General features: G+C 66.7%; 21 protein-coding genes and 1 tRNA gene. 14 read left to right on the plus strand and 8 right to left on the minus strand.

Translation table 11 applies throughout. The annotated features are described in order from the left end of the window. The first annotated feature begins 105 nt into the window (after positions 1–105). Positions 106–1047, plus strand: a complete 942-nt coding sequence (nudC, locus tag EU805_RS10050) for an NAD(+) diphosphatase (RefSeq protein ID WP_129763849.1) — start codon at positions 106–108, stop codon at positions 1045–1047. A gap of 60 nt (positions 1048–1107) precedes the next feature. Further along, on the plus strand, positions 1108–1566 hold the full coding sequence (locus EU805_RS10055) for an SRPBCC family protein (RefSeq protein ID WP_129763850.1): 459 nt from the start codon (positions 1108–1110) through the stop codon (positions 1564–1566). 16 nt (positions 1567–1582) lie between these two features. On the opposite strand, the gene EU805_RS10060 is transcribed toward EU805_RS10055, so the two are convergent. Next, on the minus strand, positions 1583–2425 hold the full coding sequence (locus EU805_RS10060) for a prephenate dehydratase (protein ID WP_129763851.1): 843 nt from the start codon (positions 2423–2425) through the stop codon (positions 1583–1585). Positions 2426–2551: 126 nt separating this feature from the next. On the opposite strand from EU805_RS10060, the gene EU805_RS10065 reads away from it, so the two are divergent. The 5 genes from EU805_RS10065 (at position 2552) to EU805_RS10085 (ending at position 8955) form a co-directional block, all read left to right on the plus strand. Next, complete coding sequence (locus EU805_RS10065) at positions 2552–3079, plus strand: cytochrome c family protein (RefSeq protein ID WP_129763852.1); 528 nt, start codon at positions 2552–2554, stop codon at positions 3077–3079. A gap of 159 nt (positions 3080–3238) precedes the next feature. Beyond that, positions 3239–5122: an extracellular solute-binding protein gene (locus EU805_RS10070; protein WP_242494117.1), complete on the plus strand. Its 1884-nt coding sequence runs from the start codon at positions 3239–3241 to the stop codon at positions 5120–5122. A gap of 2 nt (positions 5123–5124) precedes the next feature. Further along, on the plus strand, positions 5125–6198 hold the full coding sequence (locus tag EU805_RS10075; protein ID WP_129763854.1) for a microcin C ABC transporter permease YejB: 1074 nt from the start codon (positions 5125–5127) through the stop codon (positions 6196–6198). Between the two features lie 31 nt (positions 6199–6229). Continuing rightward, positions 6230–7366 carry an ABC transporter permease gene (locus EU805_RS10080; protein WP_207208100.1) on the plus strand — a complete coding sequence of 379 codons (1137 nt, stop codon included), beginning with the start codon at positions 6230–6232 and terminating at the stop codon, positions 7364–7366. Beyond that, positions 7363–8955 (plus strand): ABC transporter ATP-binding protein, encoded by a 1593-nt coding sequence (locus EU805_RS10085; RefSeq protein WP_129763856.1) that lies wholly within the window; start codon positions 7363–7365, stop codon positions 8953–8955. The genes EU805_RS10080 and EU805_RS10085 overlap by 4 nt, the downstream gene beginning before the upstream one ends. A 4-nt stretch (positions 8956–8959) precedes the next feature. Here the strand turns inward: EU805_RS10085 and EU805_RS10090 are convergent, their stop codons facing one another. Then, positions 8960–10315: a D-alanyl-D-alanine carboxypeptidase family protein gene (locus EU805_RS10090; RefSeq protein ID WP_370318192.1), complete on the minus strand. Its 1356-nt coding sequence runs from the start codon at positions 10313–10315 to the stop codon at positions 8960–8962. Between the two features lie 287 nt (positions 10316–10602). On the opposite strand from EU805_RS10090, the gene clpS reads away from it, so the two are divergent. The 3 genes from clpS to EU805_RS10105 are packed head-to-tail and all read left to right on the plus strand — an operon-like array spanning position 10603 to position 12787. Further along, positions 10603–10953, plus strand: coding sequence for an ATP-dependent Clp protease adapter ClpS (gene clpS, locus EU805_RS10095; protein ID WP_207208098.1), 351 nt, complete (start codon positions 10603–10605; stop codon positions 10951–10953). Between the two features lie 24 nt (positions 10954–10977). Further along, positions 10978–11955, plus strand: coding sequence for a class I SAM-dependent methyltransferase (locus EU805_RS10100; RefSeq protein ID WP_129763858.1), 978 nt, complete (start codon positions 10978–10980; stop codon positions 11953–11955). Between the two features lie 25 nt (positions 11956–11980). Next, positions 11981–12787 carry an SDR family NAD(P)-dependent oxidoreductase gene (locus EU805_RS10105; RefSeq protein ID WP_129763859.1) on the plus strand — a complete coding sequence of 269 codons (807 nt, stop codon included), beginning with the start codon at positions 11981–11983 and terminating at the stop codon, positions 12785–12787. Position 12788: 1 nt separating this feature from the next. Here the strand turns inward: EU805_RS10105 and EU805_RS10110 are convergent, their stop codons facing one another. Then, on the minus strand, positions 12789–13175 hold the full coding sequence (locus tag EU805_RS10110; RefSeq protein ID WP_129763860.1) for a hypothetical protein: 387 nt from the start codon (positions 13173–13175) through the stop codon (positions 12789–12791). Positions 13176–13256: 81 nt separating this feature from the next. Here EU805_RS10110 and hemF point away from each other — a divergent pair, with 81 nt between their 5' ends. Both hemF and EU805_RS10120 read left to right on the plus strand, forming a co-directional pair. Next, the gene (hemF, locus tag EU805_RS10115; RefSeq protein WP_129763861.1) at positions 13257–14147 is read left to right on the plus strand and encodes an oxygen-dependent coproporphyrinogen oxidase; all 891 of its coding nucleotides are present in this window, start codon (positions 13257–13259) and stop codon (positions 14145–14147) included. An 87-nt stretch (positions 14148–14234) separates the two neighbouring features. After that, on the plus strand, positions 14235–14774 hold the full coding sequence (locus EU805_RS10120; protein ID WP_370318193.1) for a cell wall hydrolase: 540 nt from the start codon (positions 14235–14237) through the stop codon (positions 14772–14774). Between the two features lie 16 nt (positions 14775–14790). On the opposite strand, the gene hemE is transcribed toward EU805_RS10120, so the two are convergent. Continuing rightward, positions 14791–15819 carry a uroporphyrinogen decarboxylase gene (hemE, locus tag EU805_RS10125; RefSeq protein WP_129763862.1) on the minus strand — a complete coding sequence of 343 codons (1029 nt, stop codon included), beginning with the start codon at positions 15817–15819 and terminating at the stop codon, positions 14791–14793. 83 nt (positions 15820–15902) lie between these two features. Here hemE and hemC point away from each other — a divergent pair, with 83 nt between their 5' ends. After that, positions 15903–16838: a hydroxymethylbilane synthase gene (gene hemC, locus EU805_RS10130; protein WP_370318194.1), complete on the plus strand. Its 936-nt coding sequence runs from the start codon at positions 15903–15905 to the stop codon at positions 16836–16838. A 25-nt stretch (positions 16839–16863) separates the two neighbouring features. Further along, entirely contained in the window at positions 16864–17241 is a 378-nt protein-coding gene (locus EU805_RS10135) for a DUF4260 domain-containing protein (RefSeq protein WP_129763864.1), read from the plus strand. A gap of 277 nt (positions 17242–17518) precedes the next feature. On the opposite strand, the gene EU805_RS10140 is transcribed toward EU805_RS10135, so the two are convergent. From EU805_RS10140 to EU805_RS10155, 4 genes are all read right to left on the minus strand, one after another. Beyond that, positions 17519–17595 (minus strand) — tRNA-Met (locus EU805_RS10140). Between the two features lie 66 nt (positions 17596–17661). Beyond that, complete coding sequence (locus EU805_RS10145; protein ID WP_129763865.1) at positions 17662–18633, minus strand: aldose epimerase family protein; 972 nt, start codon at positions 18631–18633, stop codon at positions 17662–17664. A 41-nt stretch (positions 18634–18674) separates the two neighbouring features. After that, on the minus strand, positions 18675–19520 hold the full coding sequence (locus EU805_RS10150; RefSeq protein ID WP_242494118.1) for an SMP-30/gluconolactonase/LRE family protein: 846 nt from the start codon (positions 19518–19520) through the stop codon (positions 18675–18677). A gap of 20 nt (positions 19521–19540) precedes the next feature. Then, complete coding sequence (locus EU805_RS10155) at positions 19541–20263, minus strand: SDR family NAD(P)-dependent oxidoreductase (protein WP_129763866.1); 723 nt, start codon at positions 20261–20263, stop codon at positions 19541–19543. Between the last annotated feature and the right edge of the window lie 106 nt (positions 20264–20369).

Genomic DNA, 20369 nt, shown 5'->3' on the forward strand with positions numbered 1-20369 from the left:
TCCAGACTCTTTACCCTTCGCAACTTAAACGCGAAAATCCCGAGATCAAATACGCTTTGTCACCGGTGATTGTTCTTTCACGCCCCCCATGCGATCAGATCCGGCATGAGACACGCCGAAATCGTGACCTTTGCCGGGGGCAACCTCGACCGTGCCGCCGAGTGGCGGGCGGATGGCGCGCGGGCGGCCCGTGACACCCAAACGATCCTGCTGTGGCGCGGCAAGCCCTTGATACGCGACGGCGCTTTGGTGCGGTGCTCGCCTGAGGATCCGATGCTGCGCGATGCCGGTCCGCTGCGCCTGCTTCTGGCGCGCGAGGAGGGTCGCGCGATCTGGGCGGCGGATCTGTCGGACTGGACGCCGCCCGATGCGGACGGCGCCACTCCCGACGGGTTCTCGGACACGTCGGTGCAGTCGCATCCGGAGGCGCCGGGGGCGGAATTCCGCGAGCTGCGCCTTGCGATGACGGAGCTTGGCCGTGCGGATGCGGAACTGGCCGCCACCGCACGGTCGCTCTTTCACTGGCATGCCAGCCACGGGTTCTGCGCCGCCTGCGGCACGGCTAGCCTGCCCGCGATGTCGGGCTGGCAACGCAACTGTCCGGCCTGCGGCCGTCACCATTTTCCCCGCACCGATCCGGTCGTCATCATGCTGATCACGCGCGGCAATTCGGTCCTTTTGGGCCGGTCACCCGGCTGGCCGGAGGGGATGTTCTCGCTTCTGGCGGGCTTCGTCGAACCGGGAGAGACGCTGGAAGCCGCCGTCCGCCGCGAGGTCTGGGAGGAGGCCGGCATCCGCGTCGGCGCCGTGGACTACCTGGCCAGCCAGCCCTGGGCGTTTCCCGCCTCGCTGATGTGCGGAATGCGGGGGGAGGCGCTGTCGGGGGAGATCACGGTCGACCCCGCCGAGATCGAGGAGGCGCGCTGGGTCAGCCGCGAGGATCTGGGCGATGTCTTCGCCGGGCAACATCGGGACATCAAACCCGCCCGTGCCGGGGCGATCGCGCATTTTCTGATGGAAAACTGGCTGGCGGACAGTCTTGATTGAGGCACGGGTCCGGTCTCGATTGTCCGTGGCCGCCCTTTTTCGTGTGAAAGAGCGTAACCGATGAAGTTCAGTGCCAGAGAAGACATCGACACCCGCATCGACGAGGTCTTCGCCGCTGTCACTGATTTCGAGCGCTTCGAACGTCAGATCCAGGGCCGCGGCGCCAGGATCACGCAGCGAACGGCGGGCCCGCCGGGTCCCGGCACGATCTGGGAGGTGAGCTTTACCTTCCGCGGTCGCGCCCGGCAGCTGACCGCCGAGGTCGCAGACATGGACCGGCCGAACCTGTTGGTGATCGACCTGCGCTCTGATGGGCTGAGCGGCGAATTCCGGGTCGAACTATTGCCCCTGTCGCAGGCGAAGACACGGATGTCCGCCTCGATCGACCTTGCGGCCTCGACCCTGTCGTCGCGGCTTTTGCTGCAATCGCTCAAGCTTGCGAAGGCCAACCTGACCAACCGCTTCAAGAAACGCGTTGCGGCTTTTGCCCAGTCGGTGGAGCAGGGCGCGCGCCGGTAGGCTGGTCCGCGCGGCCTCAGCGGCCTTCGAATCGCCGGGGCGCGCCGGGGAAGACGCCCATCAACTGGATGTGGGTGGTGAAGTAATCCAGCTCTTCGAGGGCGAGCACGACGTTGGGGTCCTCCGGATGGCCCTCGATCTCGGCGTAGAACTGGGTCGCGGTGAAGGCCCCGCCCACCATGTAGCTTTCCAGCTTCGTCATGTTGACGCCGTTCGTGGCGAAGCCGCCCATCGCCTTGTAAAGCGCCGCGGGGATGTTGCGCACGCGGAACACGAAGGAGGTGATCATCGGGCGGGTCCCGCGGCGGCTGTGATCGGCGCTTCGCGACATCACGACGAAGCGGGTGGTATTGCGGTCGTGATCCTCGATGTGGCGGCCCAGCACCTGCAGATCGTAGATGTCAGCGGCCAGTTCGGAGGCGAGGGCACCTTGCGTGACATCGCCGCGCTCCGCCACTTCGCGCGCGGCGCGGGCATTGTCGGAACTGACGCGGCCCCGGATCCCGTGCGCGCGCAGAAAGCTCGCGCATTGCGGCAGGATCACCACGTGGCCGTGCGCCTCGGTCACGTCTTCCAGCCGCGCGCCGGGCACGCCAAGCAGGTTCACGTGGACCCGCACGAAGACCTCGTCGACGATGTGCAGCCCGCTGTCGGGCAGCAGGGAATGGACGTCCGCCACGCGCCCGTAGGTCGAATTCTCGATCGCGATCATGCCCAGGTCGGCGCGGCCGTCGCGGACCGCCGCCAGCGTGTCGTCGAAACTGTCGCAGGGCAGGGGGGTATGCTCGGGCCGGGATTCGACGCAGGCCTGGTGCCCGTAGGCGCCCAGCTCGCCCTGGAACGCGATCGTTGCGGTCATCTTCGGCCCCCCTTTGGTCTCTTGCCCGCCGCCCATGTCGCGGCATCCCGACGCGGCACTATAGCTTGCACAGGTGCCGCGAAAACGGCTACACGGCGGCAGAGACGAAAGCGAGGGTCAACCGACATGTTCGACACGATGACGATGACGAAGGTTCTGGGCGCAGTCTGCGGCACCTTCCTGGTGTTCCTGCTGGGCGGCTGGGCGGCCGAGCTGATCTACGTCGGCACCGAAAGCCACGACGAAGAGCACGCGCAGGGCTATGTCATCGATGTGCCCGAATCCGGCGGCGGCGAGCCGGCCGAGGCGGAACCCGAAGTGACCTTCGAGGAGGCTTTCGAGGTGGCCGATGCGACCGCCGGCGAAGGCGTGTTCCGCAACTGCCGGTCCTGTCACGCGCTTGAAGATGGTTCGAACGGCGTTGGCCCGCACCTCTTCGGGGTCGTCGGCCGCGATGTCGACGCCGTGGCGGACTATGCCTATTCCGGTGCGCTCGAGGAAGCCGCCGATGTCTGGACCGAGGAAAACCTCTACGCCTTCCTGCAGGACCCCCAGGGCTACGCGCCAGGCACCAAGATGAGCTTTGCCGGTCTGCGCGACCCCGCCGACCGCGCGAACCTGATCGCCTACCTCGCGACCAACCCGGGCAGCTGAGCACGCGAGATCCTGTCGACCTTCCATGAACCGCGCCTTCATCAGGGCGCGGTTTTGGTCTTTGCGGCGCGGCCTCACGGTGAATTACATTAAGTTAACTTGGCGAAGCGCGGCTGCGCCTGTAGCCTCAACCGAAATCCGTTCCCGATGGAGGTCCTCATGACGCACGTCCACCGCATTCCCCTTGGCCTTGGCGCCGGTGCTGCCCTGGCGCTCGTATCGGGTACCTGGGCCGGGACCGCTGCCGCGCAGGACGCGGACCTGATCGAGACCCACGCCTATTCCTACTTCGGCGACGTGAAATACCCGGCCGATTTCGAGCGGCTGGATTACGTCAATCCCGACGCCCCCAAGGGCGGCGAGATGAGCCAGAGCTACAGCCAGTCGACCTTCGACAGCTTCAACCCCTTCACCCGCAAGGGCAACGCGGCTGTCTTGTCCTCGACCCCGTTCGAAAACGTCATGGTTGCCACCGCCGACGATCCCACGGCGCTTTACTGCTACCTGTGCACGACGATCGAATACCCCGAAGATTTGTCCTACGTCATCGTCAACCTGCGCGAGGACGTGACCTTTTCCGACGGCTCGCCGGTCACGGCAGAGGACTTCGAGTTCACCTACAACCTGTTCATGGAGCAGGGCCTGCCGGAATTCCTGGCCGTCGTGAACGGTCAGATCGAAAGCCTGGAGATCCTGGGCGAGCACCGCTTCAAGTACACCTTCACCGACGAGGCGCCGCTGCGCGATCGGGTGGGGCTCGCCTCGATCTTCTCGCCGTTTTCCAAGGCCGAGTGGGAGGCGTCCGACCGGCGGCTCGATGAAGGCTGGGACACGCCCCCCATGGGCACCGGCGCCTACGTGCTGGGCGACTTCGACTACGGGCGTGACCTGACTTACGTGCGCAACCCGAACTTCTGGGGTGCGGACGTGCCGCTGAACGTGGGCCGCAACAACTTCGACCGCATCCGCATCGAGTATTTCTCGGACGCGGCGGCGGAATTGGAAGGCTTCAAGGCCGGGGTCTACCGCTTCCGCAACGAATTCTCCTCGCTGCAATGGGCGACCGCCTACGATTTCCCGGGGGTGGCCGACGGCAGCGTCCTGCGCGAAGAGCTTCCCGACGGCAGCCTCGCCTCGGCGCAGTCCTTCATCTTCAACCTGCGCCGCGAGAAGTTCCAGGATTCTCGCGTGCGCGAGGCGCTGGGCCTGATGTTCAACTTCGAATGGTCGAACGAAACGCTGTTCTACGGCCTCTACGACCGGGTCACGAGCTTCTGGTCGAACTCGGACCTGGCCGCGACGGGCACGCCCACCGAAGGCGAGGTCGCGCTGTTGCAGCCGCTGGTGGACGACGGCCTGCTGGACGCGTCGATCCTGGAAGACGAGGTGGTGATGCCCGCCACCTCCTCCGGGCGGCAGCTTGACCGCGGCAACCTGCGCCGCGCCTCCGAACTTCTGAACGAGGCGGGCTGGGTCGCGGGTTCGGACGGTCTGCGTCGCAAGGACGGCGAGGTGCTGAGCGTCGCCTTCCTCGAAAGCAGCCCCAGCTTCGACCGGATCATCAATCCTTACGTCGAGAACCTCAAGCGCCTCGGCGTCGATGCCTCGCTCGAGCGGGTCGATGCCGCGCAGGAGCGCGAGCGGACCCGGTCCGGCGACTGGGACATGGTGACCCATGGCATCCAGATGTCGCTGGAGCCGTCCCAGTCGCTTTACCAGTGGTTCGGCTCGCAGACGGCGGAGGACAGCAGCCGCAACCTGATGGCGCTGCAGGATCCCGCCATCGATGCGCTGATCGAAAACGTGGTCGATGCCGACGACACGGAAACGCTGACGAACGCCGTCAAGGCGCTCGACCGGGCGCTGCGGGCGATCCGGTTCAACGTGCCGCAATGGTTCAAGGGCGTGCACACCGTGGCCTACTACGACATCTACGACTACCCCGAGCCACTGCCGCCCTACGCGCTGGGAGAGATGGATTTCTGGTGGTACGACGCCGAGAAGGCCGCGGCCCTTGGCATCGACGAAAGCGTAACCCGCTAACCATGGGCGCCTATATCCTAAGGCGACTGCTGCTCGTGATCCCCACCTTGCTGGGGATCATGATCATCAACTTCGCCCTCATCCAGTTCGTCCCCGGCGGCCCCATCGAGCAGATCATCGCCCGCATGGAAGGGGGCGGCGATGTCTTCGAAGGCATCTCCGGCGGCGGTGGAGAGTTGGTCGGCGGCGGCGACAGCGATTACATCGGCGGGCGCGGCCTGCCGGCCGATTTCATCGCCGAACTGGAGCGCGAGTTCGGTTTCGACAAGCCGCCCCTGGAACGGTTCCTCGACATGATGTGGAACTACGTCCGCTTCGACTTCGGGGAAAGCTACTTCCGCTCCATCGGGGTGTTCGAGCTGGTGCTCGAGAAGATGCCCGTCTCGATCACCCTGGGCCTGTGGTCGACGCTGATCGCCTATCTCATCTCGATCCCGCTGGGCATCCGCAAGGCAGTGCGCGACGGGACGAGGTTCGATACCTGGACCTCTGCCGCGATCATCGTGGGCTACGCGATCCCGGGGTTCTTGTTCGCGATCCTGCTGATCGTGCTCTTCGCGGGGGGCAGCTACTACCAGATCTTCCCGCTGCGGGGACTGACTTCGTCCAACTTCGACGACCTCAGCCTGCTGGGCAAGATCGGGGATTACCTGTGGCACATCACAATGCCGGTGCTGGCCTCGACGATTTCCGCCTTCGCCACGCTGACCCTTTTGACCAAGAACAGCTTCCTCGACGAGATCAAGAAGCAATACGTCATCACCGCCAAGGCCAAGGGATTGGGCGAGCGGCAGGTGCTGTATCGCCACGTCTTCCGCAACGCGATGTTGATCGTCGTCTCGGGCTTTCCGGCGCTCTTCATCGGCGTCTTCTTCGGCGGCTCGCTCATCATCGAGACGCTCTTTTCGCTCGACGGTCTGGGCCGTCTGGGGTTCGAGGCGACGGTCGCGCGGGATTACCCGGTGGTCTTCGGCACGCTCTACGCCTTTTCGCTTCTGGGGCTCATCGTCGGCATCCTGACGGACCTGACCTACGTGCTGATCGATCCGCGCATCGACTTCGAGGGGAGGGGCTAGGATGAGCCAGACCGAAGCCTCCGACCTCGGCATGACCGCCGATGCCGCGGCCCCGCGCCGCCGGCGCCTGTCCCCGCTGAACCAGCGCCGCTGGCGCAATTTCAAGCGCAACCGCCGGGCGTGGTGGTCGCTCATCATCTTCGGCGTGCTCTTCGGCCTGTCGCTTTTTGCCGAGGTTCTGGCCAACGACAGGCCGCTCCTGGTGAGCTACCGCGGAGAACTGCGCTCGCCGCTGGTGTCGTTCTATTCCGAGCAGGACTTCGGCGGGGATTTCCTGACCGAGGCCGGCTACACGGATGTCGAGGTCCGCTGCCTGATCGTGACCGGCGGGCTTCTGGACTGCTTCGACGCACCGGAGGATCTGATCGCGCAGGCCGAGGCGGGAACGATCGACGACCCGGAGTTCGTCAAGGGCTGGATGCTCTGGCCGCCCATTCCCTACAGCTACGACACGATCGTCGACATCCCGGGCGTGGCCCCCTCGGCCCCCGACGGCAACAACTGGCTGGGCACCGACGACACCAAGCGCGACGTGACCGCGCGGGTGATCTACGGGTTCCGCCTGTCGATTCTCTTCGCGCTGATCGTGACCACCGCGGCGTCCTTCATCGGAATCGTGGCGGGGGCGGTGCAGGGCTACTTCGGCGGCTGGCTCGACCTCATCTTCCAGCGGATCATCGAGATCTGGACCGGCACGCCGTCGCTTTACGTCATCATCATCGTCTTCGCGATCCTGGGGCGAAGTTTCTGGCTGCTGGTGTTCCTCACGGTGCTCTTCGGCTGGCCCGCGCTGGTCGGCGTCGTCCGGGCGGAGTTTTTGCGCGCGCGCAACTTCGAATACGTCCGCGCCGCCCGTGCGCTGGGGGTCAGCGACCGGACCATCATGTTCCGCCACATGCTGCCCAACGCGATGGTCGCCACCGTGACGATGCTGCCGTTCCTTGTCACCGGGTCCATCGCGACGCTGGCAAGCCTCGACTTCCTGGGCTTCGGCCTGCCGTCCTCGGCCCCGTCGCTGGGGGAGCTCACGCTGCAGGCCAAGCAGAACCTGCAGGCGCCGTGGCTGGGGTTCACCGCCTTCGTGACCTTCGCGGTGATGCTGTCGCTGCTCGTGTTCATCTTCGAAGGTGTCCGCGACGCATTCGATCCCCGAAAGACCTTCTCATGACCGTTCTAGACGTCCGAGACCTGAACGTCCGCTTCCGGCAGGACGGGGCCACGACCCACGCCGTGCGCGGCGTGTCCTTCACCGTGGAGGAGGGCGAGACCGTGGCGCTGGTGGGGGAAAGCGGCTCGGGCAAGTCGGTCACGGCGCTGTCCACCGTGCAACTTCTGGGCGACAGCGCCGAGGTCGAAGGCTCCATCACCTACGAGGGCCGCCAGATGATCGGCGCCTCCGAATCCGAGCTGCGCGCGGTGCGCGGCAACGACATCAGCTTCATCTTCCAGGAGCCGATGACCTCTCTCAACCCGCTGCACACGATCGAACGCCAGCTGGGCGAATCGATCGAGTTGCACCAGGCCCTGCGCGGCGATGCGGTGCGCGCGCGCATCGTCGAGACCTTGCAGCAGGTCGGCATCCGCGACGCCGAAAGCCGCCTGACCAGCTATCCGCACCAGCTCTCGGGCGGCCAGCGCCAGCGCGTGATGATCGCCATGGCGCTGCTCAACGGTCCCGATCTTCTGATTGCGGACGAGCCGACGACCGCGCTCGACGTGACGATCCAGGCCCAGATCCTCGATCTGCTGGGCGAGTTGAAGGAGCGTCGCCGGCTTTCGATGCTCTTCATCACCCACGACCTGACCATCGTGCGCAAGATCGCGGACCGGGTTTGCGTGATGAAGGACGGCGAGATCGTCGAGACCGGCCCCACCGCCGAGATCTTCGACGCGCCGCAGCACCCCTATACCCGGATGCTGCTGGAGGCCGAATCCGCCGGTGTTCCCGATCCGGTGCGTCCCGACGCGCCCACCGTGGCCGCGACCGACGGGCTGAAGATCTGGTTCCCGATCCAACGCGGCCTGCTCAAGCGCACGGCGGGCTACGTCAAGGCGGTGAACGACGCGACCTTCTCGGTCAGGGCGGGAGAGACGGTGGGCATCGTGGGAGAATCCGGCTCCGGCAAGACCACCACAGCGCTGGCGATCCTGCGGCTCATCCAGTCGGAAGGCGCGATCACCTTCCAGGACAAGCGCATCGACGGGCTGAGCCAGCGCCAGATGCGGCCCCTGCGTTCCGACATCCAGATTGTCTTCCAGGACCCCTACGGCAGCCTCAGCCCGCGGATGACGGTCGAGCAGATCATCGCGGAAGGCCTGACGATCCACGACATCGACCCGGACCGCCCCCGGCGCGAGATGGTGGCAGAGATCATGCGCGAGGTGGGCCTGTCGCCCGACCTGATGCACCGATACCCGCACGAGTTCTCGGGCGGGCAGCGGCAGCGCATTGCGATCGCCCGCGCGATGATCCTGCGCCCGAAGCTGGTGGTGCTGGACGAGCCGACGAGCGCGCTCGACATGACCGTTCAGGTCCAAATCGTGGAATTGCTGCGCGATCTGCAGAAGCGCTACGGGCTGGCTTACGTCTTCATCAGCCACGATCTGAAGGTCGTGCGCGCGCTCAGTCACAAGGTGCTGGTGATGAAGCAGGGCGACGTGGTCGAAGCCGGGACCGCCGCGCAGATCTTCGATGCGCCCGAGACCGACTACACCCGCGCGCTGATGGCCGCGGCCTTCGAAGGCCGGGCCGTCTGATCCCTCACTCGGCCTGGCCGATCATGAAGCAGGTCTGGTTGCGCGCCTGAAGGCGGCGGCAGGCCAGGTCCGCGCCGTCGCGCGTCAGCCCCATGAAGTTCGCGTCGAACCCGCCCGACCGTTGCGTGACGCGGCGCACGGCGCTTTGCAGGGTGGACATCTCGTTCAGGGCGACCTGGATCAGGACCTTCTCGGCCTCGTAGCGGGAATTGTAACGCCCGACGTTCACCCCCCAGTGCCGCCCGCCGGAGGTGGAGACGCGGGTGACGATCTCTGGCGCGGGGGACATTTGCGGGGCCGCCTGGGCAGAGGCGACCTGCGTGGCTTCGGCCAGCGCCGCGCTGATGCTGTCGGTGTCGACGGCAAGGGTGGTGACGGCCGTCATCGGACGCAGGGCAGGGCGCAGCGCCCGGCTGACGCGGCCCGTCACGCGGATCGTCTTGCCGGCGCCGCCTTGGGTGGCGGGACCCACGTTGCCCGCGACCGCCACCGTGGCGCCGGCAGAGGCGGCGGGCGCCTCGGGCCGGTTCAGCGTGGCCATGGCGGGGGCGCGGTTGAAGCCCATGTCCATCAGCTCGGTCATGCGGGCGTTGCGCTGCGCGGTGGAGGTGCCGCCGAAGACGGTCGCGATGATCCGCTCCTGCCCGCGCTGCGCGGAGGCCACGAGGTTGAAGCCCGCGGCATTGGTGAAGCCCGTCTTGATGCCGTCGGCACCGGAATAGCTGTTCAGGAAACGGGTGTTGGTGTGGTTGACCATGCGCACGCCCGCGTCCGCCGTCCGGCGCGAGAACAGGTTGTAGTACTGCGGAAAGTCGTAGATCACGTGCCGCCCCAGAACGCTCATGTCGCGCGCGGTGGACAGGTGTCCCGACTGCGTCAGCCCGTGGGCGTTGCGGAAGGTGGTGTTCGTCATGCCCATCGCGGCGGCGGTGCGGTTCATGCGGGTGGCGAAGTCCTCCTCGCTGCCCGAGATCGCCTCGCCGATGGCGGTGGCGGCGTCGTTGGCGGATTTGACCGCCGCGGCGCGCAGAAGGTAACGCAGCTTGATCGTCTGGCCCGCCCGCAGCCCCAGCTTCGACGGCGGCTCGGAGGCGGCGTTCTGGCTGATGCGCACTTCCGTATCGAGCGTGATCTCGCCGCGCTGCACCGCCTGGAAGGCGATGTAGAGCGTCATCATCTTGGTCAGAGAGGCCGGGTGCAGCCGCGTGTCGGCGTTCTCGGTGTGCAGGACCTCCCCCGTGCGCGCGTCCATGACGAGCGCGGCGTAGGGCGCCGCGATGGCGGCTGCAGGAAGGAGCACTGCGATGCACAGGACTGCGACGACCCCGCGCAGGACGCGGGTAAACGGACGGTTTTGCACGTCACTTGCCTCTTTGTTTGTTCTGCCTCACGGGTCCCGGTTTGTCCGGTGACCGATTCTTGAATTGACCTTAGCACGACATTTTTGCGGCCGAAAAGCGGTTAAATGAAAAGGGTTTGTGGCGTGTTCTTTATGCACCCGACCAGATCTGGTGCGCGAATGTCGCGGGAACCACCGCATGGGGTGCCCTCTTGCGGCGGTCACGGGAACGTGGCCGGTCCACGGGGGTTTTCACATCGGCCCGTTAGCATATATAGAGCCCCAATCCACAGCCGAACCGGATGAAGATGCGCGATTTCCCGACGATCATGGCAGGCAAGGACGACGGTGACACCGGCGACGACAGCGATTTCGGCGTCGCGCTCAAGACGAAGCCGAAGACGAAGCGCCCGCCGCTCTACAAGGTCCTGATCCTGAACGACGATTTCACGCCGATGGAATTCGTCGTGATGGTGCTGGAACGGTTCTTCGGCATGACCCATGCGCAGGCCTTCGACATCATGCTGACCGTGCACAAGCGGGGCGTCGCGGTCGTCGGCGTCTTCAGCCACGAGATCGCCGAGACGAAGGTGGCCCAGGTCATGGACTTCGCGCAGCGGCACCAGCATCCCCTTCAATGCACGATGGAGAAGGAGTAGCGCGCCCGCGCCTCCGCTTCTTTCATGGCTTCTCAATCCCGCCTGGCGACCGCCCTCGACGATGCCGCCCTTCGCCTGCCCGAGGGGCCTGCCGTCGTCCTGCGCCCCGAGGTCGAAACCGACCTCGCCCCCTTCGGCGGTCGCGACCTGACGTTGCAGCACAGCGATGCCCGCGTGACGGAGGCCTTTACCGCCGCCGGTCACGCGGTGGTCCGGATCGCGCCGGACGCCTCCGTGGCGCTGGTCGTCGTGCCGCGCTTCAAGGCGCTGGCGCGGGGCCTGATCGCGCAGGCCACCGCAAGCGCGGACTTCGTCCTGGTCGACGGGCAGCGCACGGACGGGATCGACAGCCTCTTCAAGGCCTGCCGCGCGCGGCTGGGTGACCTGCCCTCGATCCCCAAGGCCAAGGGGCGCCTGTTCTGGTTCGCCGCCACCGATGCCTTCGCGGACTGGGCGATCCCCGAGCCGCAGAAGGGCGCGCATGGTTTCTACACCACGGCCGGCGTGTTCTCCGACGGGGAGATCGACAAGGGGTCGAAACTTCTTGGCCGGGCCTTGCCCGAGAAGCTGCCCGCCCGCATGGCCGACCTTGGCGCAGGCTGGGGGTATCTGTCGGACGCCGTCCTGACGCGCCGCGGGGTCGCCGCGGTGGACCTGGTCGAGGCCGAGGGGCTGGCGCTCGATTGTGCGCGGTTGAACGTGACGGATCCGCGCGCCAGCTTTCACTGGGCGGATGCGCTGACCTATCGCCCGGCGCAGAAATACGACGGGATCGTCATGAACCCGCCGTTCCATACCGGGTCCAAGGGGACGCCCGCCCTGGGCCAGCAATTCATCGCCGCCGCCGCGCGTATGCTGACACCGAACGGTCATCTGTGGATGGTCGCCAACCGGCACCTGCCTTACGAGGCCGCGCTGAACACTCATTTCCGCCGGGTCGAGGAATTGCCCGGCGACGGGGCCTTCAAGCTGTTCCACGCCAGCCGCCCCCAGACCCCTTGACGCTTCCCCCTTACCGGAGACTGCCATGTCATTTTCGATCAAGGGCCGCACGGCCATCGTCACCGGGGCCGCCAACGGGGTCGGCCTTGCCGTGGCCCGCAGTTTCGTGCGCGCCGGTGCCAACGTGGTCTTCGCCGACTTCGACGAGACGGGCATGAAGGACCAGGTGGGCGATCTGGCCGACGAGCCCAACGTGCTGCTGTTCACCGGCGATCTGCGCGAGAAGCTTGCCGTCGCCAACCTGCTGTCGGCCACGGTCGACGCCTTTGACCGGGTCGATATCCTGGTGAACGGCGCGCGGGAGCTCATCTCCACCGATCCGCTGGATGCCGAGGACACCTCGGTGGAGCATATGCTGGAGCAGAACCTGATCCTGCCGCTGAAGCTCAGCCAGGCGGTCGCGCGGCGGTTCATCAAGCAGGCCAAGGACAGCAATCCCGACGATCACAGCGTGGGTTCGATCGTGAATCTCTCCGCGATTTCCGGGCGGCGCGCGCATCCCGAGCTCTTGGGCTTTTCCATCGCCAGCGCAGCACTCGAACAGATGACCCGCAGCTTGGCCGTGGCGCTCGCGCCGGAGCGGATCCGGGTGAACGCCGTCTCGGTTGGGTCGATCCTGTCGGCCTCGCTCAAGGACTGGATCAAGACCCATGGCGATACGCGTTCGGCCATCGTCGACAGCACGCCCATGCACCGCATCGCCCACGCGGGCGAGGTTTCGGACACGGTGCAGTACCTGGCCTCCGACGCGGCGAGCTTCGTGACCGGGCAGGTGGTCACCGTCGACGGCGGTCGGACCCTGCTGGATCCGGCCGCGGTCTCCGTCCACTAGATCATTCGGGGTAAAGCACCCGGCACTGGTCGATGCGCGCACGCGTGGCGCGCTGCAACTCCGCCCGGCGGGCAACAAGCTGGTCCAGCGTCTCGCGCTCGATCCGGGTGTTGATCGGTTCCGGCACGGCCACGTCGCGCACCCGTACCTGGTTGCATACGCCGATGGGCCGTACGCCGCCGACCCGGTCGTCGCGGCAGATCCCGGGCCGGGTCGAGACCCGCTGCCTGACGTCCACGGCGAAGCCACGGTCGAGGTTGGCCTGCGTCTTGGCGATCAGCGCTTCGTTGATGCGCAACTCGCGGGCGGCATCCGACAGGCATTGCTGCTGCGGGGACACGCAGGCGGCCATGACGGCCAGCGGAAGAAGGGCAAGAATCGATCGCATGGCAAGGTCCTGAGGTTCGGTCGCGGTTGCACCCACTGAGGTGAATAATAAACTGCTATGCAATAACACGAAGGCAAGACCATGACCGAAGAGATGCATCACGAAAAAGCGCGCGCCAGCGCCTGGTTCGAGGACTTGCGCGACGAGATCGTCGCCGCGTTCGAGAGGCTGGAGGACGGTCTGACCTCCGGACCCCTGGCCGACGAACCCGCGGGCCGGTTCGAACGGACCGAAACGTCGCGCACCTCCGACGACGGATCGGACGCGGGCGGGGGCCTGATGTCGGTGATGCGCGGCGGGCGCGTGTTCGAGAAGGTGGGCGTGAACACCTCGACCGTCTACGGCCAGTTGGGCAAGCCCGCGCAGGCCGCGATGGCCGCCCGGGGTATTCCGGGAATGGAGGAGGATCCGCGCTTCTGGGCCTCGGGCATCAGCCTCGTGGCGCATATGCGCAACCCGCACGTCCCCGCGGTGCACATGAACACGCGGATGTTCTGGACGCCGCATGCCTGGTGGTTCGGCGGCGGGTCGGACCTGAACCCCGCGCTGGAATACGACGAGGACACGACGCATTTCCACGACACCCAACGGGCGCATCTCGATCCGCATGGCGCGCAGCTCTACCCCAAGCTGAAGGCCTGGGCGGACGAGTATTTCTTCATCCCCCATCGCAATCGGCCGCGCGGGGTCGGGGGCATCTTCTTGGACGACCACAACACCGGCGACTGGGACGCGGATTTCGCCCTCACGCAGGACATCGGCCGCGCCTTTTTGCCCGCGTATCTGCCGCTGGTCGAGAAGCGCCGCGCGTTGCCCTGGACCGAGGCGGATCGCGAGGCGCAGCTGGTGCATCGCGGGGTCTATGCCGAATACAACCTCGTCTACGACCGGGGCACGAAGTTCGGCCTGTCCACCGGTCACGACGCCAACGCCGTGCTGATGAGCCTGCCGCCGCTGGCCAAGTGGATCTGAGGCGGCAAGTCGCGCAAGCGGACGTCACCCGTTGAGCAGGCACCCCGATCCGGACTATTGTTTCGCAAAACAAGACGGGGACCGGGGATGAACCTGACAACGGGCATGCGGCTTGCGGGACTGGCCGCACTGGCGCTTTCCTTGAGCGGATGCGGCTTTTTCGGCGGCAAGGACAGGGAGGCATCCGCATCGAGGATGCGCTTCAGCACCAATTCCGTCGAATGCATGGAGCGGGCGATGTTCTTCGAATCCCTGCGCTCCAGCCGGGACGGGCTCGTCGCGGTGGGGACGGTGGTGATGAACCGTGTCGCCTCGGACGAGTTCCCCGATACGGTCTGCGACGTGGTCGGCCAGCGCAATCAGTTCGCGCCCGGCATCATGTCGCGGCCGATGAATTCCGACGCGATGCCCCGCGTGCAGGAAGCCGCGCGCGCCGTCCTGTCGGGGGAGCGGCACCCGATGGTTCAGAACGCGCGGTTCTTCCATACCGCGGGCCACCGGTTTCCCTACGACAACATGCATTACACCGTCACGACCGGCGGCAATTCCTTCTACGAGAAACGCAAGTCGCACCTGGTGACCCAACCCGTCCCGCCGCGCGGGACGGAAGGCATCACGCCGGCCTGACGCCCGGGGGCAATGCTCAGCCGCCCCGGACCGTGTCGATCATCAGCTGCACGTTGTCGGGGTCCGCATCCGGCGTGATCCCGTGGCCGAGGTTGAAGATATGCGGCCCGTCCGAGAAGGCCTCGCAGATCGCGCGGGTCTCGCGGACCAGGTCGTCTCCGCCCGTGACCATGTGACGCGAGGCGAGGTTGCCTTGCACGCAGCCGCCCGTCTGCACCGATTGCGCGGCCCAGCCCGCCTCGACCCCGTCGTCGATGGCGATGCAATCGGCGCCGATCGCCGCGTGCAGCCCTTCGTAGCGCGCCCCCGCCCCGCGCGGGAAGGCGATGACCGGCACGCCGGGGTGCCGGGCCTTCAGCGCCGCGGTGATCCGGGCGGCGGGCTGCACGGCGTAGCGTTCGAAATCCGCCCCCGTGAGCGATCCGGCCCAGCTGTCGAAGATCTTCACCACCTCCGCGCCCGCCTCGATCTGGCGGGAGAGGTAGTGGATCGTGCCTTCGGTGATCCGGTCGAGCAGCGCCTCGAAGGTGGCGCGGTCGCCGTCCTTCAAGGCATGCGCGGGTCCCTGGTCCGGCGTGCCCCGGCCTGCGATCATGTATGTGGCGACCGTCCAGGGCGCGCCCGCGAAACCGATCAGCGTCGTGTCCGCGGGCAAATCGCGCGACAGGATCTTCACCGTCTCGTAGATCGGTGACAACGTTTCGTCGATGTCGTCCACCGGGCCCAGTTTCGCCAGATCGTCCGCGCCCGTGATGGTCGACAGGCGCGGCCCTTCGCCGGTCACGAACCACAGGTCCGCCCCCAGCGCCTGCGGCAGAAGCAGGATGTCGGCGAACAAAATCGCCGCGTCGAAACCGTAGCGCCGGATCGGCTGCAAGGTGACCTCGGCGGCGAGTTCGGGGGTGTAGCACAGCGACAGGAAGTCCCCGGCCTGCGCCCGCGTCGCCTTGTACTCAGGCAGGTAGCGCCCGGCCTGCCGCATCATCCAGATGGGGGGCGTGGGCAAGGTCTCGCCCGCCAGCGCGCGCAGGATCGTCTTGGTCATGGGGGCCTCTCTTTCGTCGCCCCGTGATCCTTGGCCAGGGGGGCGTTGTCAAGCGAGGGTGGCGGGTCTAACACGCTGCCATGATGGACCAGATGCCAAGCCCCGCCCACGCCTTCCGGATCGGAACCAGAGGATCGCCGCTTGCGCTGGCGCAGGCGCACGAGGCGCGCGAAAGGCTGGCGCAGGCCCTCGATCTGCCGTTCGAGGCCTTCACGATCGTGGTCATCAAGGTGACCGGCGACCAGATCCTCGACAAGCCCCTGCGCGAGATCGACGGTAAGGGCCTGTTCACCCGCGAGATCGAGGAGGCGCTGCTGGCGGGTGAGATCGACATCGCGGTCCATTCCACCAAGGACATGCCCACGGCGCAGCCAGACGGGCTGGTGATGGACTGCTACCTGCCGCGCGAGGACGTGCGCGATGCCTTCGTGTCCCTGAAGTACCAGGCGCTGTCGCAGATGCCCGAGGGGGCCGTTGTCGGCACTTCCTCGACCCGCCGTCGCGCGCAACTGGCCGCCCGTTTCCCGCATCTGAACGTGGTCGAATTCCGCGGCAACGTGCAGACCCGCTTGATGAAGCTGGAGAAAGGGGTGGCCGACGCGACCTTCCTGGCCACCGCCGGGCTGAACCGGCTGTCGCTCGAAGGCGTGCCCTATCAGCCGATCTCCCCCGACGAGATGCTGCCGGCCATCGCCCAAGGCGCCATCGGGATCGAGCGCCGCGCCGACGACGACCGCGCGGCCCGGATGCTGGCCGCGATCCACGATACGCCGACCGGCCACCGGCTGGCGGCCGAACGCGCTCTCCTGGCGGGCCTCGACGGATCCTGCGAGACGCCCATCGCGGGCCTCGCCGAACTCCACGGCGACACGCTATCCCTGCGCGGAGAGATCCTGCGCCACGACGGCAGCCGCGTTTTGACCGATACCGCCAGCGGCCCGATCTCCACCGGCCCCGAGCTTGGGCGCGCGATGGCCGAGCGCCTGCTGGACAAGGCGGGAGAAGGGTTTTTCGACTGACGTTTCGAACAGGCAGGACCCGCATATGACGACGCGACTTTGGCAGCAGCTGGAAGGGGGCCTCGTCTTCGCCGCGGCACTCACCCTTGCTCTCTTTCTCGACGGTGGGTTCGTCTGGTGGGCCGCGGTCCTGATCTTCTTCGCACCCGATCTCAGCTTCGGGGCCTACGCCGCTGGTCCCAGAATCGGCGCTTTCGTCTACAACCTCGTGCATATCTACGCCTTCGGTGCCGTGATTTTCGCGGCCGGCATCGTCTTCGCCCAGCCCGCACTGATCGCCGTCGGAGCCCTCTGGCTCGGCCACTCCGGCTTCGACCGGATGATGGGCTACGGCCTGAAATTGCCCGAGGGCTTCGAGCACACCCACCTCGGCCCCATCGGCAGTGCAGCCAAGAACCGCTAGGCCTGTCGGTCAAGTCAGGCGCATCAGGGTTTCGACGGAGAGGGAAGGGTGGTGGCGTGGGGGAGACTTGAACTCCCGACCAAGGGTGGCTTGCGCAGCAAACGCCCACGGTCGGCCCATCGGTCAAGTCAGGCGCATCAGGGTTTCGACGGAGAGAGGAGGGTGGTGGCGTGGGGGAGACTTGAACTCCCGACTAAGGGTGGCTTGCGCAGCAAACGCCCACGGTCGGCCCATCGGTCAAGTCAGGCGCATCAGGGTTTCGACGGAGAGAGGAGGGTGGTGGCGTGGGGGAGACTTGAACTCCCGACCTATCGATTATGAGTCGATCGCTCTAACCAGCTGAGCTACCGCGCCATTCCACGGAGGCTCGAATAGGCCGTGTCAGCGGGCCTGTCAAACCGATTTTCGCCCTCTCGCGCGCTATTCCTCGCTCTTCCGGAACGTCCAGCGGCTGGTCTGGCAATAGGGGTGTTCGGGGGCGATGCCGATGTCGGGAAAGTCGGGGTGAGAGGGGGCGTCGGGCCAGTCCTGCGGCTCCATCGCGAAGCCTTCGTAAAGCGCGGCACCCGGGCGGGGGCCGCGCTGGCCGTCGAAGACCTGCAGTCCGGGGCGGTCGGTGGCGATGGTCATGGTCACGCCGGATGCGCCGCGCAGACGGGCCACGTCGCGCAGGGGCGCGGGGCCGGAGGACAGGCAGAAGTTGTGATCGATGGGGGGCTGGCCCGCGATCGGTTCGCGGGCCTCGCGGAAGTCCATGTCGAGCGCCTCCACCGGGGCGATTTCACCGGTAACGAGGTCGTCGTCGTCCGTGGGCAGGACGTGGTCGGCGGCGATCCACAGGCTGTGCCCGTCCCAGGTCGGCGTGCCGTCGAGGTTCCAGAAGCTGTGGTTGGCAAGGTTCAGGACCGTGGGTTCGTCGGTGGTGCCCCGCAGGTCCAGATGCAAGGCGGAGTCCGCGACGGTGAAGCGCGCGGTGATGACCCGGGTGCCGGGCAGGCCGCAGGCCCCGTCGCCCAGCGTGAGGGTCAACACCGCGCTGTCGGTGCTTGCCTCCGACACCTCCCAGACGCGGGCGTGGATCCCACCGGAGCCCGAATGAAGCGTCATCTTGCCGTCCTGGTTGCGCTCCATCTCATGGGTCATGCCGTCGATGGTGACGCGGCCTTCGCCGATCCGGTTGGCCACGGGGCCGACCAGCGCGCCGTGATACTGCATGACGCCCTCGTAGTCGGCCATGCGGTCGGACCCGAGCGTCAGCGACCGGTCCACCCCGGCGAGCCGCACGTCCTGCACCCGCGCGCCATAGGTCACGAGCGTGACGGTGAGGGTGCCGTCGGTGAGGGAAAGCGCCTCGACGGGGGTGCCGTCGCTGGTCTGGCCGAATGTGCTCATGGGGATGTCCGATGCTGGTCGCGTGGCGAAGGAAGGCGGGATCAGAGGATCACCCGGTGTTCGGGCTGGCCGGTGTATTCGGTTTCGATGGCGTAGGTGACGCCTTGCGCGTCGTCGGGATCCTCGATGTCCTGCCGGGCGGTGGTCACGAAGAGCGTATGCCGCCCCGGACCGCCCAGTGCGGGGCAGGAGGCGTGCCGGCCCGGTACCTCGAAGGCTTCGACGAAGGTGCCCTCGGGATCGTAGACCGCGACCCGGCCCGCGCCCCACTGGGCCGAGAAGAGGTTGCCGTCCGCGTCCACGATGGCACCGTCGGGGTGCAGGTCGGTGCCGGTGAGGTCGATGTGAACCGATGGCGCGCCCGCGGGCCAGCCTTCGGCGTCCAGCGCCACCTTCATGATCTGCTGCTTCGGCGTGTCGCAAAAGAACGCCGTGCGCCCGTCGGGGGCGAAGCAGATCGCGTTGCTGATGGTGATCTCGTCGTAGAGACAGCGCAGCTCGCCCTTGTAGTAGCGCCAGATCTTGCCGGCCCCGGGTTCGCCCGCGATCCCCATCGTGCCGATCCAGAAGCCTCCCGCGGGATCCGCGCGGCCGTCGTTGGACCGGGTATGCGCGCTGCCGGGTTCCAGGTCGGTGATGATGTGATCCGCGCCGGTGTCGATCTCGAACCGGTGAAGCGCACGGGCGGAGGCCACGAAAAGCGTGTCGCGGTCGATCCAGCCGGCGGCGCTGACGTAATCGGGAAAGGTCCAGCTTTGCCCTTTCGTGTGCAGCCGCTTGGACAGGATATCGAACCAGAAGAGCTGCTGTCGCTCGGGGTGCCAGAGCGGGCCCTCGCCCAGCTCGCAAGGCGTATCGTCGTGGATCATGGGGGTCACCTCGGTCATGTCTGGTCTGCGAAAGCGCGTCATCCGGTAAAGCAGGCGCCTGCGTCGACGCATAGCGCCTGGCCGGTCATCATGCGGCTCAGATCGGAGGCGAGGAACAGCGCCGTGCCGGTCATGTCCTGGGGCTCGAGGTGTTCCTTCAGGCACTGGCGGTCCATGAAGGCGGACAAACGCTCCGGCGTGACCCATTTCTCCAGTTGCTTGTCGGTCAGCACCCAGCCCGGGAGGATCGTGTTGACCCGGATCCCGCGCGGTCCCAGCTCCCGCGCCAGCGCCCGGGTCATGGCGAGGATGCCGCCATTCGCGGTCACGTATGGCGTCATACCGGCACTGCCCAGCTGGATCGACCCAGAGGACATGTTGATGATCGACCCGCCGTCTTCCATCACCCGCGCCGCGGCCTGTGCTGCGAAGAAGTAGGGGCGCAGGTTCACGGCGATCATGTCCTCCCACATCGGCTCGGTCACCTCGTCGAGCGCCATGCGCAGGTCGTTGGCGGCGTTGTTGAGCAGGCAGCGCAAGGGGCCCGCGCCCTCGACCTCCCGTTGCAGCGCGGCGGTGTCGGTCAGGTCGCAATGCCGGTAGTCGACGCCGTCGACAGGCGCATCCGGCTTTTGGATGTCGAGCGAGATGACCCGCGCGCCCTGCGCCGCGAAAGCCGCGACATAGGCTGCACCGATGCCGGACGCCCCGCCCGTCACCAGGACGCCCTTGCCGTCGAGTTCGTCGAATCGTGCGGTCATTTGGATGCGCCCCCCAGACGTGAAATCACGCACCGACACTACCGCGACACGGGCCGATGTCCACCGCTAGCCGCTGTCGCCGCCCCTCGTTCATCTGGCCGGAAAA

The organism is Salipiger sp. IMCC34102 (assembly GCF_004145405.1).
GTDB lineage: Bacteria > Pseudomonadota > Alphaproteobacteria > Rhodobacterales > Rhodobacteraceae > Loktanella.

Bases quoted from the DNA above. Each gene is read 5' to 3' on its own strand.
- nudC (WP_129763849.1), top strand. From the start codon at position 106: ATGAGACACGCCGAAATCGTGACCTTTGCCGGGGGCAACCTCGACCGT.
- EU805_RS10085 (WP_129763856.1), top strand. From the start codon at position 7,363: ATGACCGTTCTAGACGTCCGAGACCTGAACGTCCGCTTCCGGCAGGAC.
- EU805_RS10145 (WP_129763865.1), bottom strand. From the start codon at position 18,633: ATGAGCACATTCGGCCAGACCAGCGACGGCACCCCCGTCGAGGCGCTT.
- EU805_RS10155 (WP_129763866.1), bottom strand. From the start codon at position 20,263: ATGACCGCACGATTCGACGAACTCGACGGCAAGGGCGTCCTGGTGACG.
- EU805_RS10120 (WP_370318193.1), top strand. From the start codon at position 14,235: ATGAACCTGACAACGGGCATGCGGCTTGCGGGACTGGCCGCACTGGCG.
- hemC (WP_370318194.1), top strand. From the start codon at position 15,903: ATGGACCAGATGCCAAGCCCCGCCCACGCCTTCCGGATCGGAACCAGA.
- clpS (WP_207208098.1), top strand. From the start codon at position 10,603: ATGCGCGATTTCCCGACGATCATGGCAGGCAAGGACGACGGTGACACC.
- EU805_RS10110 (WP_129763860.1), bottom strand. From the start codon at position 13,175: ATGCGATCGATTCTTGCCCTTCTTCCGCTGGCCGTCATGGCCGCCTGC.
- EU805_RS10105 (WP_129763859.1), top strand. From the start codon at position 11,981: ATGTCATTTTCGATCAAGGGCCGCACGGCCATCGTCACCGGGGCCGCC.
- EU805_RS10065 (WP_129763852.1), top strand. From the start codon at position 2,552: ATGTTCGACACGATGACGATGACGAAGGTTCTGGGCGCAGTCTGCGGC.
- EU805_RS10135 (WP_129763864.1), top strand. From the start codon at position 16,864: ATGACGACGCGACTTTGGCAGCAGCTGGAAGGGGGCCTCGTCTTCGCC.
- EU805_RS10150 (WP_242494118.1), bottom strand. From the start codon at position 19,520: ATGACCGAGGTGACCCCCATGATCCACGACGATACGCCTTGCGAGCTG.
- EU805_RS10100 (WP_129763858.1), top strand. From the start codon at position 10,978: ATGGCTTCTCAATCCCGCCTGGCGACCGCCCTCGACGATGCCGCCCTT.
- EU805_RS10075 (WP_129763854.1), top strand. From the start codon at position 5,125: ATGGGCGCCTATATCCTAAGGCGACTGCTGCTCGTGATCCCCACCTTG.
- hemF (WP_129763861.1), top strand. From the start codon at position 13,257: ATGACCGAAGAGATGCATCACGAAAAAGCGCGCGCCAGCGCCTGGTTC.
- EU805_RS10055 (WP_129763850.1), top strand. From the start codon at position 1,108: ATGAAGTTCAGTGCCAGAGAAGACATCGACACCCGCATCGACGAGGTC.
- EU805_RS10060 (WP_129763851.1), bottom strand. From the start codon at position 2,425: ATGACCGCAACGATCGCGTTCCAGGGCGAGCTGGGCGCCTACGGGCAC.
- EU805_RS10080 (WP_207208100.1), top strand. From the start codon at position 6,230: ATGACCGCCGATGCCGCGGCCCCGCGCCGCCGGCGCCTGTCCCCGCTG.
- EU805_RS10070 (WP_242494117.1), top strand. From the start codon at position 3,239: ATGACGCACGTCCACCGCATTCCCCTTGGCCTTGGCGCCGGTGCTGCC.
- hemE (WP_129763862.1), bottom strand. From the start codon at position 15,819: ATGACCAAGACGATCCTGCGCGCGCTGGCGGGCGAGACCTTGCCCACG.